Here is a 12,217-nt window from a genome sequence, read left to right on the forward strand (position 1 = left end):
CGGCACCATCAAGGCGAACTTCCCGACCCGGATCTCCTTCCAGGTGACGAGCAAGATCGACAGCCGCACGATCCTCGGCGAGATGGGCGCCGAGCAGCTTTTGGGCCAGGGCGACATGCTGTTCATGGCCGGCGGCGGCCGCACCACCCGCGTGCACGGGCCGTTCTGCTCGGATTCGGAAGTCGAGAGCGTCGTCGCTCATCTCAAGCGCCAGGGCCGGCCGTCCTACCTCGAGGCCGTGACCACCGACGATTCGCCCCCGGACGAGAAGCCCGCCAAGGGCTCCAAAGCCGACAAGGCCGAGAAGTCCCAGGCCCTCGAGGCCGAGGACCTCGACGTGCCGATCTTCGACGGCGGCGCCTTCGCCGCCACCGGCGGCATCGATCCGGGCGCCGAACTCTACGATCAGGCCGTGCAGGTGGTGATGCGCGACAAGAAGGCGTCCACGTCCTACATCCAGCGCCGCCTGCAGATCGGCTACAACCGCGCCGCCTCGATCATGGAGCGCATGGAGATCGAGGGCATCGTCGGCCCGGCCAACCATGCCGGCAAGCGCGAGATCCTCATGGAAGGCGGCCCCGGTCCGTCGTCGATGATGGATTACGACGACTGAGTCCGTCCCCTCCCTCCGGGGAGGAGCGCGGCCCGGATGCGTCGCATAATCGCCACAGGGGCGGACTCTAAGCGGAGCCCTCCCCGTTCGAACCGCCTTCAGGAGACCGTCAGATGATCGGCCGCCGTCACCGCCTCGCCGCCGGCCCGCTGCTCGTCCTGGCGGCTGTCCTCGTTCAGCCCCAGCCTGCCGCGGCCCAAGGCTCGTTCCTCGACGGCCTGTTCGGCCGCAAGGAGGAGCCCGCCCCGGCCCAAGCCGAGCCGCCGGCCCCGCCCGCTCCCGCCCCGGCCGCTCCGAAGAAGCCCGCACCGCAGGCGGCAAAGCCAGCCAAGGACACGCCGGCGAAGGACACCAAGGCGGTGGCGGGCGACAAGATCGTGACCCCCAAGCTCCCCCTCAAGGCCTCCGAGCCCGCCAGGGTGGCCGCCGTCGGTGCGCCGCTGGCGCAGGAGGCCGATGCCGCAGCCGTGCTCGCGCAGGCCAACGCCTACTTCAACGGCATCACCACCCTCACCGGCACCTTCGTGCAGATCGGCGCCGACGGGCGGCGCATCGGCGGCAAGCTGACGCTGGCGAAGCCCGGCCGCCTGCGCTTCGACTACGACCAGCCCTCCCCCCTGGAAGTGGTCGCCGACGGCACGTCCGTGGCCGTGAAGGACCGCAAGCTCGGCACGCAGGACCTGTACTTCATCTCGCAGACCCCGCTGAAATTCCTTCTGCGGGAGAAGATCGACCTCGCCCGCGACCTCACGGTCTCGGACGTCTCGAACGATCCGGGCGGCGTCCGCATCTCGATGGAGGACCGCTCGACGCTCGGCGGCACCTCGAAGATCCAGCTGTTCTTCGATGCCGAGGTGAAGACCCTGAGCCAGTGGCGGATCACCGATCCCCAGGGCTACCAGACCATCGTGCAACTCTCGAATCTGCAGAAGGGCCGCAGCGTCGAGGGCACGGCGTTCTTCATCAATTACGGCCGGTCCGAGGACAAGGCGATGGAGAAGCAGATCCGGGCGCAGTGAGGAGCGGCACGCATCGGGGTCTGCGCTTCGGCGGGATCGTCCGATGGCACGTTCGAGGGACCGGAAATTTCGGTCTCTGCAGGCTCTTGTCCCGGCCGTGCACGGTTCGAGGTATGCCGGTCTACACCACCGGATAGAGACGTCACCGATGCTGATCATGATCCATCGAGATCAGGCTCCAGGCGACGTGTGATCATGTTCCTGTTCTATGGCTGAGGGGGCCGGAGGTATAAACTTGATGGGGACGGCGCGTCGATCATCGACGGGGACCCTCTTGAACGCCCCATCCACACGGCACCATCTTAGGTGGATCCCGGATCTCGGTGGGTCAAATCCAACGCTGGGCTATGGGCTGATCCAAGGCGTGGCGGCGGCGCACCACGACGTCGAGGACGGCGACCCCCGTCTCAGAGAATCTCCGCCAGGGTGAAGGTGCTCGCTGCGAAAGGCTCGCTCTCGGCGACGCGGCGCTCCAGAGCGTCGATGGACGCCTCCGGTCGCGACACGTCGATACCCTGCAATTGCCACGGTGCCAGGGTCCACCAGCGGCTCGCCAGCAGCCGTGCGATGAGGGGTTCCGAGAACCTGTAGCGGACCGCCCGTGCGGGATTGCCGACCATCACCGCATAGGGCGGTACGTCGCGTGTCACGACGGCGTAGGCCCCGATGATGGCACCCGTGCCGATCCTCACCCCCTGCCGGATATAGGCACGGTGCCCGATCCAGACATCGTTCTCGATCGTGATCCGACTGCCCATGACGAAGCCCTGGCTGCCCTCGGTGTTCGGTCGGTAGGCATCGTACTCCTCCGCTCCAACGAAGGATTGGCCGACATCGAACAGCTTCTCATGCAGGTAGAAATTTGGCGTTGTGCTGAGCCAATTGATCGAGTGGTCGCCGCGTCCCATCTGAACTTCTTCGCCGATGGACGTGTATCGCCCAACGTCAATGTTGTTGAAATATCCGTTCACGCCGTAGCTGAAACAGCCCATCCTCAGATAGCCATGCAGATCCATCCATTTGACGCTGCATGGGGCTTCGTACACCGAGTCTTCGGGGATCCACATTCCGCCGGGACCGTGCGCGGTTTCAACCCCACGTGCGTGGAGCTTTCGTTTGATTTCCGAGGTTAGCAGGTAGCGGCCCAGGACAGGTCCGGGAGCGGGCGTTGATTCAGGAACGGTTTGCGGGACGGCCTCATTTCGGCGCTTGAAATAGCGTGAGAACACTCGGATCAAGCTCCTGAGGCGGATAGGGGCCGCAAATGGATGTCGAGGAAGGCGAACTGCGATCCGGCTCCGCCCCGACGCGCGAGAGGCTGAAGCCGTGTTCGTATCCCTTGCGAAATTCCCGTTGCGTCATCGTGCGAACCGATGGTGGTCGGGGGGCTGCGGAGCACGCTTAGCCCATCGAGCGCCGAGGCTCAAAGCAACCCTCTCTCGGCGGTTCGGAAGAGCGGGAGCCCTGCCTTCGGGCTGGGGCCGGTCGATCTTCCGTCCGGTACACGTCCGGATTTCCATTCTCGGTCCTGGCCCTGGCCCTGGCGCAAATGGGCGGTCCAGTCTAGAAAGCCTCTCACGTTTCCGAGAAATGTAGTTTCGCTTCGAATAGAGGAATGTCACCGTATGTCGACGAGATCGCCGCTTGGTTATCACTACAATGATGGCGGCATCAATAACCAGAAGTTTGCCTTGCTTGGTCTCTGTGCCGCTGCCTTGAAGAACCAAGATTCGAATGGACGCAGAATTTATCTACCAAAAATATTCAGTCGCGATCAGCACGACAAGCGGTCCTCTCTGCACGATTTCGATGTGGTCTTCTGGGGGGATGTGTTCGAAGACTTCTGCAAGAGATGGGGTATCGTTGTCGTCGATATGCCCAATGTTTCCTATGCCGATCGTATCGAGCGTGGCGGTTGGACGCTGTTCGGTGAGGGGGCTGGCCAGATCGGGAAGTATTATCACACCAAGGGCGATATCAGCGCGAGCCTTGCGGCAGACTTTTTCAGGTCATTGATTCCGCGCGTAAAATCGAAGCCGATATTTCAGGCAATCTGCAATCAAGTATTCTTTTCACAGAATATCGACACTGTCGCCCAGCTTCGGATCGAAGAGGATTGGTTTAATTATTGTAAGCAGCACTTGGCCACGGTTGTGGAAGAAAAAGAGGATTTCTATCTCGAAGCTCATCAGATCGTTCAGAAAATAAAAAATACCCTTCCCGATGCCGGCAGTACGATATTTGTCGTCTGTGACGAGCGTTATATTTTTGCCCCCAAGTGGGAGATTGCGAGCAAGACTTACGACGAAACGGGCGTCAAAATCATCTGGAAATCGGATCTGATTTCGCACGAAGATTATGACGCCCTCTCGCCTTTGGAAGCGTCGTTGATCGATTTCGAGGTCAGCGCATTGGCACCCAGATTTGTCGGGAACTCGCGATCCACCTTTGCGAACCTGTTATGCTTTGAACGGTTTGCGAGATCGTTTCGGCCGGCTGGGGATTGTTACATCTACAACAACGCCGAGCCGACGCTCGGTCGTCGCACGGACTTGGGAACTGCCTTCGTTCCGAAGGATGTTTGTGCCGCTCAATGAAACGCTTCGGAAAGCGGGAAGCACTTCGGATGGTGCGCACCAACGCTTACCCCGATACCCTCGCGTGGTCGGTGACCACGGACGGATCGGAGCCTCGTCGCTCCGGCTCCATGTCCCGGCGGAACGTGGTCCCGGCGAGACGTGCGTGCCTTTCTTCCTACGCGTGATCCGCCTCCGTCCGGGTATCCGTGTGTGGGCCTCGCGAGGCGGGGGCGTGCGGGCCTCGCCACCGATTCAACTCCGCATCGATCGCCCCTTGCGTGCCCTCCATGAACGCCGCACCGGAGAGTCCCGCGGGCAGGACCGGGAGGTAGCTCACGGTGACGGCCCCGGGATGGTGGCGTGAGCCGCCATGGGGCCAGTATAGGCCGGAATTCACCGCCACGGGCAGCACGGGCAGGCCGAGCTTGGCGTAGAGCAGCTCGACGCCGCGCTTGAACTGCACCGGATCGTCGATGCCCCCGCGGGTGCCCTCGGGGAACATCAGCACCGAGCGCCCCTGCGCGATGGCCGCGCGGCTCTCGTCGATCATCACGCGCAGGGCCTGGGTGCCGTTGGCCCGGTCGATGATGATCATCGGCGAGCGCCGTAGGAACCAGCCGACGATGGGGATCGCCACGAGCTCGCGCTTGGCCACGATGGCCACGTTGGGCACCAGGGTGAGGAAGGCCAGGGTTTCCCAGGCCGACTGATGATTGGCGACGATGAGGCAGGGTTCGGCCGGGATGCGCGCGCGCCCCTCCTCCACGTAGGTGAGGCGGACGATGCGCGCCAACCCGAACAGGATCCCGCGCGACCACAGGCGCGTCGCCGCACGGATCGGGCCCGTGGGCGAGCCGAGCGCGGCCAGCACCACCAGGGGCGCGAGGAAGAGCGCGGTCCAGCCGGCCCAGTACAGATTGAACAGCGTGGAGCGGATGCGCGACACGGTAACGACGACCCCTGAATCGCGCGCCCTCCCCGATCCCGATGGGAATCGCGGCCGGGCGCGGCATTTCCACGGCGACGGCCGGGGCGGTTTCGGGCTATGGCGAAGCCGCCGCGCCGTCGCGCGCAGGTTCCTTTAAACCTTTTCCGGCCTCACGCGAGCGGATCGATCGTTGCGCCTCACCGTCACCACCTGGAACATCAACTCGGTGCGCCTGCGCATCGACCTCGTCCTGCGCTTCCTCGCCGAAGTGCAGCCCGATGTCCTGTGCCTGCAGGAGACGAAGTGTCCCGATGACGCCTTCCCCCTCAAGGCCCTACGCGGGTCGGGCTACGAGAACGCTGTCTTCGCCGGGCAGAAGGGCTACAACGGCGTCGCGATCCTGTCGCGGTTTCCCCTGATCACCCGCGACTGCATGGCCTTCTGCGACCGCGCGGATGCGCGCCACATCTCGGCGGCGCTGGGGCCGGAGGCCGGCAAGGCCGCGGGAATCGTCCTGCACGATTTCTACGTGCCGGCCGGCGGCGACGTGCCCGACCGGGCCCTCAATCCGAAATTCGCCCACAAGCTCGATTTCCTCGCCGAACTGCGGGCCTGGGGCGGGCGGCGCCCGTCCGGTCCGGCGATCCTGGTCGGCGACCTCAACGTCGCCCCCCTCGAACACGACGTGTGGTCGCACAAGCAACTCCTCGACGTGGTGAGTCACACACCCATCGAGACGGAAGCCTTCGAGACCCTGCGGGGCGAGGCGGGCTGGATCGACACGGCCCGCCTGCTCGTGCCCGAGCCCGAGAAGATCTACACGTGGTGGAGCTATCGCTCGCCCGATTGGGCCGCGGCGAACAAGGGGCGGCGCCTCGACCACGCCTGGGTCTCGCCCGACCTCGCCGGAACCGTGCGCGATCTCACCGTGGCTCGGCACGCGCGTGGGTGGGAACGTCCCTCCGACCATGCGCCGGTGACCCTGACCCTGGAGCTTTAGGCTCGAACCACGGAACGGGAGCCGTCTCACGCGCATTGGTCCTGCGAAATGCCGCGCCCGCGCGGCCAACCCGGAGTTCCCATGCGCAAGCTGCTCGTCGCTTTCCTCCTGCCCAAGCTCGTGTCGTACCTCCGTCGCCGCTATTCCGGTGCGCCGAACCGCCGCTCCATCTGAGGCGTCCGCCCGGTCACCCGGGCAGCGCAACCAACACGAGACGATCGAACGGGTCCTGAGGGGCCCGTTCTGCTGTTCGGCCGAGGGCAGGCCGGAAGGTCCCGCCCAGGTTGTGGGGCGGTCGCGGCTCTGTTAAATTCCGATCCGCATCAAGAGTCGGGCCGACGCCTGACGCCAACCTGCTCCCGGGCAAGGTGGCGCTCTCCCGATCCGGGAGGGGATGTGGCCGGACCGGCAACAAACGGGTTTCGCCACACGTCGTCGTCCCGCTCACCCTGCGGCCTCAACGACGATAGGCGAATCCAGCGATGCCCCTCGATCCACCCTCCGCGTCGCCCCAGCAATTCGCGAGCGACAACTACGCCGGCATCTGCCCGGAAGCCTGGGCGGCGACGCAGGCCGCCAATGCCGGTTCGATGCCGGCCTATGGCGAGGACCCCTGGACGGCCCGCGCGGCGGACGCGTTTCGGACCCTGTTCGACAAGCCCGATGCCCAGGTGTTCTTCGCCTTCAACGGCACCGCCGCCAACGCCCTGGCGCTGGCCTCCCTGTGCCAGTCGTATCACAGCGTCATCTGCGCGGCCTCGGCCCATGTCGAGACCGACGAGTGCGGGGCGCCGGAATTCTTCTCGAACGGCTCGAAGCTTCTCGTCGCCCCCACGGAGAACGGCAAGCTCACCCCGGCCGCCGTGCGTGCGCTCGCCACCGGCCGCTCGGACATCCACTTCCCGAAGGTCCGGGTGGTGACCATCACGCAGCCCACCGAGACGGGGCAGGTCTATACGCTTCCCGAGATCCGCGCCCTGTCGGCCACCTGCCGGGATCTCGGCCTGCGCCTCCACATGGACGGCGCGCGCTTCTCCAACGCCTGCGCGAGCCTCGGCTGCGCACCGGCCGACATGACCTGGCGGGCAGGCGTCGATCTCCTGTGCTTCGGCGGCACCAAGAACGGCATGGCCGCCGGCGAGGCGATCCTGTTCTTCGATCCGGTGCTGGCCGAGGATTTCGGTTATCGCTGCAAGCAGGCGGGGCAGCTCGCCTCGAAGATGCGGTTCCTGTCCGCGCCCTGGGTCGGGATGCTCGAAGGCGGCGCCTGGCTCGTCCATGCCCGGCACGCCAATGCCTGCGCCCAGCGGTTGGCCGCCGCGGTGTCCGGCCTGCCCGACTGGTCCGCGATGTTCCCCGTCGAGGCCAACGCGGTGTTCCTCAGGGCGCCCGCCGACCGGTTGGAGGCGCTGCGCGCCAGGGGCTGGCGCTTCTACACCTTCATCGGCGGGGGCGCCCGGTTCATGTTCGCCTGGGATTCCGACCCCGAACGGGTCGACGCCCTCGCGCAGGATATCCGGAGCCTCGGCCGACGCGCGGCCTGAGGCGCGCCAACGAAGAAGGGCCAGCCTCGCGGCTGGCCCTTCTTCGTTCTCGTACCGAGTCGGTCGCTTATACCAGTTCTCAGTGAGACCGACCCATAGGTCGGTCTCACTGAGGTCCGGCGGACGACCGCCGCCGCGCCGTCGCGCGGACAGACCTCGATGAGTCAGGCTCATCAAGCTCAGGTATTACTCGGCCGCGCTCATCTCGGGGGTGAAGTGACCGCACCAATCGGCGGCGCCCACCACCGGCCACAGGCCGTGACCCTGCGGCTCCGGCTGGCTCACCGGGGGGTTGAACCGGCACAGGCCCTCGTCGGCGGCCGCAGCCGCGCCATTGACCTTGTGCTCGTCGAAGAACTTGCAGCTCTCACACTTGGCGTTCGCCATGACGGTCGCTCCTGATCGAAATCGGCAGCGTGGCTGCCTGCAGTTGAGAATTAGAACAGATCCAATCTGGCAGTCAACGGGCTTGTTGGCGGGCGGTTCCCATGAGGGGATTGGGGGCGGCATCCTCGTTCGGTATTCATCGCGCAGGCGGCCGAATCCCCTCGCCGGAACGGCGCGACGCAACCCCGACGCGGCCACGATGGCATCCTGCACGGGGTGGCCTGCCAGGGTCGGGAATCCAGGGGGTATGGCGAGGGGTGGCACGGCCTGCGCTTTCGTGTATGTTGCGCGCGCTTCGACCCGTGTGAACGGGGCCGGGGCACAAGCTGCTTGTGGACTGACCGTGCTGGACGACATCCCGGCACCGGCCTCCCGCAAGTGTTCGCGGCCCCCTGGTTCGCCGGGGCCCGCACGATCCGAAAAACCCACCGAAAGGGATAGCGATGTCGATCACGGCAGAGCGCAAGACCGCGCTCATCAAGGAATACGCGAACGGCGGCAAGGACACCGGATCTCCGGAGGTCCAGGTGGCGATCCTCACCGAGCGGATCACCAACCTCACCGGCCACTTCAAGACCCACGGCAAGGACAACCATTCCCGCCGCGGCCTCCTGAAGATGGTTTCGCAGCGCCGCTCGCTGCTCGACTACGTCAAGGGCAAGGACGAGGCCCGCTACCGCAGCCTCATCGAGCGACTCGGCATCCGCCGCTAAGCCGGCGTTCTCCACGCGGTTCCGGGCCCGGCCCGGGGCCGCGTTTCCATAGATCGGGATGCCGGAATGGGTCCGGCCCCCCGAAACCCGGGTGACTTGAAGGCGTGCCGGCCGGGGACAGGATCGCGAGGGGCTTTTCGGACACCGAGAAAGCCCCTCGCCATCTTGCCCCTGGCGGCGCCGGGTCCGCCCGACCGCATGATGGCAAGGACAAAAGAATGTTCGACGTACAACGCGAAGAGCTGATGTGGGGCGACCGCAAGCTCGTCCTCGAGACGGGCAAGGTCGCCCGCCAGGCCGACGGCGCCGTGATGGCGACGTACGGCGAGACCTCGGTGCTCGCCACCGTCGTCTCGGGCAAGGAGCCCAAGGCCGGTATCGACTTCCTGCCGCTCACCGTGAACTACCAGGAGCGTGCCTACGCCGCCGGCCGCATTCCCGGCGGCTACTTCAAGCGCGAGGGCCGGCCCTCCGAGAAGGAGACCCTGGTCTCCCGCCTCATCGACCGCCCGATCCGCCCCCTCTTCGTCGAGGGCTGGCGCAACGACACCCAGGTGGTGGTCACCGTCCTGACCCACGACCTCGAGAACGATCCCGACATCCTCGCCATGGTGGCGGCGTCCGCGGCGCTCACGCTCTCGGGCGTGCCGTTCATGGGCCCCATCGGCGCCGCCCGCGTCGGCTACGCCAACGGCCAGTACAGCCTGAACCCCCTGGTGGCCGATCTCGAGGCCTCCTCCCTCGACCTCGTCGTCGCCGGCACCACCGACGCCGTCCTGATGGTCGAGTCCGAGGCCAAGGAGCTGAGCGAAGAGGTTCTGCTCGGCGCCGTGATGTTCGGCCACAAGCACTTCCAGCCGGTCATCGAGGCCATCGTGCGCCTCGCCGAGAAGGCCGCCAAGGAGCCGCGCAACTTCTCCGCGCCCGAGAACGGCGATGTCGAGGCCGCCGTGCTCGGCGTCTGCGAGGCCGAGCTGCGCGAGGCCTACAAGAACACGGTCAAGCAGGAGCGCTACGCCGCCGTCGACGCCGTGAAGGCGAAGGTGATCGCCGCCCTGTGCCCGGCGGACGGCGAGCAGAAGTTTGCGCCCGAGAAGGTCAAGGCCGCGTTCAAGGAAGCGCAGTCGAAGGTCGTGCGCTGGAACATCCTCGACACCGGCTCGCGCATCGACGGACGCGACGTGCGCACCGTGCGCCCCATCGAGTCCCAGGTCGGCGTGCTGCCCCGCGCCCACGGTTCGTCGCTGTTCACCCGCGGCGAGACCCAGGCCCTCGTGGTCGCCACCCTCGGCACCGGCGAGGACGAGCAGTTCATCGACGCGCTGGAAGGCACCTACAAGGAGACCTTCCTGCTGCACTACAACTTCCCTCCCTACTCGGTGGGCGAGACCGGCCGCATGGGCTCCCCGGGCCGCCGCGAGATCGGCCACGGCAAGCTCGCCTGGCGCGCCATCCACCCGATCCTGCCCCCGGCCCACGAGTTCCCGTACACGATCCGCGTCGTGTCCGAGATCACCGAGTCCAACGGCTCGTCCTCCATGGCCTCCGTCTGCGGCGCCTCGCTGTCGCTGATGGATGCCGGCGTGCCGCTCCGCCGTCCGGTGGCGGGCATCGCCATGGGCCTCATCCTCGAGGGTGAGCGCTACGCCGTGCTGTCCGACATCCTCGGCGACGAGGATCACTTGGGCGACATGGACTTCAAGGTGGCGGGCACGGAAGCCGGCATCACCTCGCTGCAGATGGACATCAAGATCGCGGGCATCACCGAGGAGATCATGAAGGTCGCCCTGCATCAGGCGCAGGAAGGCCGCGTCCACATCCTGGGCGAGATGTCCAAGGCTCTGACCGATGCCCGTCCCGAGCTCGGCGAGTACGCGCCGCGCATCGAAACCATGCAGATCCCCACCGACAAGATCCGGGAAGTGATCGGCACCGGCGGCAAGGTGATCCGCGAGATCGTCGAGAAGACCGGCGCCAAGATCAACATCGACGACACGGGTACGGTGAAGATCGCCTCCGCCGACGGCAAGGCCATCAAGGCGGCCTACAACTGGATCCGGTCGATCGTGGCGGAAGCCGAAGTCGGCATGATCTATGACGGCACCGTCGTGAAGTGCATGGAGTTCGGTGCCTTCGTGAACTTCTTCGGCGCCAAGGACGGCCTCGTCCACATCTCGGAGCTCGCCGCCCAGCGGGTCGCCAAGGTGACCGACGTGGTCAAGGACGGCCAGAAGGTGAAGGTCAAGTTCCTCGGCGCGGACGATCGCGGCAAGATCCGCCTGTCCATGAAGGTCGTCGACCAGGAGACCGGCGAGGACCTCACCGAGAAGCTCAAGGCCGAGCGCAACGCCGAGCAGGACCGCGCCCGCGCCCCGCGCCAGGACGCGTAAACGAGCGTCGCCCGGGTGCGCCACGGCGCATCCGGTCACCGAACGAAGGGCGCGGCTTCAGCGGGAGCCGCGCCCTTTTTCGTCTGCGCCGGCCGATCCCGGATCAGACTCCCGGCTGCCCGCGCCTGCGGCGGACCCGCTCCGCGCTCGGAAGGGCGTCGGGCACCAGCGTCGCGCTGACGGGGTTGGGCGTATGGTCCATGGCCGCGCCCGTATAGGCATCGACACCGACGCCGATGAGGCCGCCGGCCAGGAGGTTGCCGGCCATGCCGGCGGCTCCGGCGCCCGCCACCTTGGTCCGCACGGGGACCATCGCCGGCCGGTAACCCGGCTTGACGAAGGTGACGTCGAACTCGTCCGAACGCTCCACGTCGAGGGAGCATGGGGTCGCCGGGCAGGCATAGCCCTTGGTGGTGGTCATCGCCGCCCCCGAAGGCTCGGAGAGGAAGGCCATCTTCTCGGTGGTGCCACGCGTGATGCTTCCGCACGCGCCGACGCCCGCGGCGCACAGCACCGCGACGGACAAGCCCAGGATCTTCATCGAAATCGCTCCCCTGCCGCGTTCTCCGGCGGCGGAGACGTTGTGGGCGTAGGGCGGGAATTCGGCAAGGTCGACGCAATCAAGGCGTGTGAACCTGCCGCCGCATGCGTGAGACAATCGCCGTCGCGGAGGTGTGCGCCGTCGCGGAGGCGCGGCGTCCTGCACGGGGGTGGGCGGGGCACGGCGATTCGCTTCGCGCGGAACGCCAGCCCTCACACGGCGTTCGCCTCGCGACGCACCATGAGCACGTCGCAGGAGCACGTTCCAGAATGTCCGATCCGATGATCCCGAGCCTCTTCGAAGGTGAAGCCAACCTGACCACCACCGAGCGGGCCGTGTCCGTTGTCCTCGGCCTCGGCATCGCCGCCGCCGCGGCCCAGCCGCGCCCGAACAAGTTCCTGAGTCTCGCCGCCCTCATCATCGGCGCCGGCCTCGCCATCCGTGGGGCCACGGGCCATTGCCCGGTCAAGCAGCTGAGCCACACGGCCTGAACGAAAAAAGGG

Annotated in this window: 12 protein-coding genes and 1 riboswitch; of the genes, 8 read left to right on the top strand and 4 right to left on the bottom strand. The window is 66.4% G+C overall.

The annotated features are described in order from the left end of the window. The coding region (locus ASF52_RS18380; protein ID WP_162241039.1) for a DNA translocase FtsK at positions 1-613 on the top strand (613 nt) is incomplete at its 5' end. Between the two features lie 113 nt (positions 614-726). After that, positions 727-1,632: a LolA family protein gene (locus tag ASF52_RS18385; protein WP_056175116.1), complete on the top strand. Its 906-nt coding sequence runs from the start codon at positions 727-729 to the stop codon at positions 1,630-1,632. Between the two features lie 407 nt (positions 1,633-2,039). Here the strand turns inward: ASF52_RS18385 and ASF52_RS23555 are convergent, their stop codons facing one another. Further along, positions 2,040-2,861: a CatB-related O-acetyltransferase gene (locus tag ASF52_RS23555; protein ID WP_274533803.1), complete on the bottom strand. Its 822-nt coding sequence runs from the start codon at positions 2,859-2,861 to the stop codon at positions 2,040-2,042. A 396-nt stretch (positions 2,862-3,257) separates the two neighbouring features. Between ASF52_RS23555 and ASF52_RS18395 the strand changes: the two genes are divergently transcribed. Then, the gene (locus ASF52_RS18395) at positions 3,258-4,229 is read left to right on the top strand and encodes an O-fucosyltransferase family protein (protein WP_156630230.1); all 972 of its coding nucleotides are present in this window, start codon (positions 3,258-3,260) and stop codon (positions 4,227-4,229) included. Positions 4,230-4,386: 157 nt separating this feature from the next. Here ASF52_RS18395 and ASF52_RS18400 read toward each other — a convergent pair whose 3' ends face one another. Beyond that, positions 4,387-5,157, bottom strand: coding sequence for a lysophospholipid acyltransferase family protein (locus tag ASF52_RS18400; RefSeq protein WP_056175125.1), 771 nt, complete (start codon positions 5,155-5,157; stop codon positions 4,387-4,389). A 172-nt stretch (positions 5,158-5,329) separates the two neighbouring features. Between ASF52_RS18400 and ASF52_RS18405 the strand changes: the two genes are divergently transcribed. Both ASF52_RS18405 and ASF52_RS18410 read left to right on the top strand, forming a co-directional pair. Continuing rightward, on the top strand, positions 5,330-6,139 hold the full coding sequence (locus ASF52_RS18405; protein WP_056175127.1) for an exodeoxyribonuclease III: 810 nt from the start codon (positions 5,330-5,332) through the stop codon (positions 6,137-6,139). Between the two features lie 315 nt (positions 6,140-6,454). Next, positions 6,455-6,565: riboswitch (SAM-I-IV-variant riboswitch) on the top strand. Positions 6,566-6,621: 56 nt separating this feature from the next. After that, positions 6,622-7,683 carry a threonine aldolase family protein gene (locus ASF52_RS18410; protein WP_056175130.1) on the top strand — a complete coding sequence of 354 codons (1,062 nt, stop codon included), beginning with the start codon at positions 6,622-6,624 and terminating at the stop codon, positions 7,681-7,683. A gap of 186 nt (positions 7,684-7,869) precedes the next feature. On the opposite strand, the gene ASF52_RS18415 is transcribed toward ASF52_RS18410, so the two are convergent. Continuing rightward, positions 7,870-8,070 carry a hypothetical protein gene (locus ASF52_RS18415; RefSeq protein ID WP_056175135.1) on the bottom strand — a complete coding sequence of 67 codons (201 nt, stop codon included), beginning with the start codon at positions 8,068-8,070 and terminating at the stop codon, positions 7,870-7,872. A 443-nt stretch (positions 8,071-8,513) separates the two neighbouring features. Here ASF52_RS18415 and rpsO point away from each other — a divergent pair, with 443 nt between their 5' ends. After that, the gene (gene rpsO, locus ASF52_RS18420) at positions 8,514-8,783 is read left to right on the top strand and encodes a 30S ribosomal protein S15 (protein ID WP_056175138.1); all 270 of its coding nucleotides are present in this window, start codon (positions 8,514-8,516) and stop codon (positions 8,781-8,783) included. A 218-nt stretch (positions 8,784-9,001) separates the two neighbouring features. Continuing rightward, positions 9,002-11,173, top strand: coding sequence for a polyribonucleotide nucleotidyltransferase (gene pnp / locus ASF52_RS18425; RefSeq protein ID WP_056175140.1), 2,172 nt, complete (start codon positions 9,002-9,004; stop codon positions 11,171-11,173). Between the two features lie 103 nt (positions 11,174-11,276). On the opposite strand, the gene ASF52_RS18430 is transcribed toward pnp, so the two are convergent. After that, positions 11,277-11,714 carry a hypothetical protein gene (locus tag ASF52_RS18430; protein WP_056175143.1) on the bottom strand — a complete coding sequence of 146 codons (438 nt, stop codon included), beginning with the start codon at positions 11,712-11,714 and terminating at the stop codon, positions 11,277-11,279. Between the two features lie 269 nt (positions 11,715-11,983). On the opposite strand from ASF52_RS18430, the gene ASF52_RS18435 reads away from it, so the two are divergent. After that, entirely contained in the window at positions 11,984-12,205 is a 222-nt protein-coding gene (locus tag ASF52_RS18435) for a YgaP family membrane protein (protein WP_056175146.1), read from the top strand. The last annotated feature ends 12 nt before the right edge of the window (positions 12,206-12,217 follow it).

The sequence above is a fragment of the Methylobacterium sp. Leaf112 genome (assembly GCF_001423295.1).
GTDB lineage: Bacteria > Pseudomonadota > Alphaproteobacteria > Rhizobiales > Beijerinckiaceae > Methylobacterium.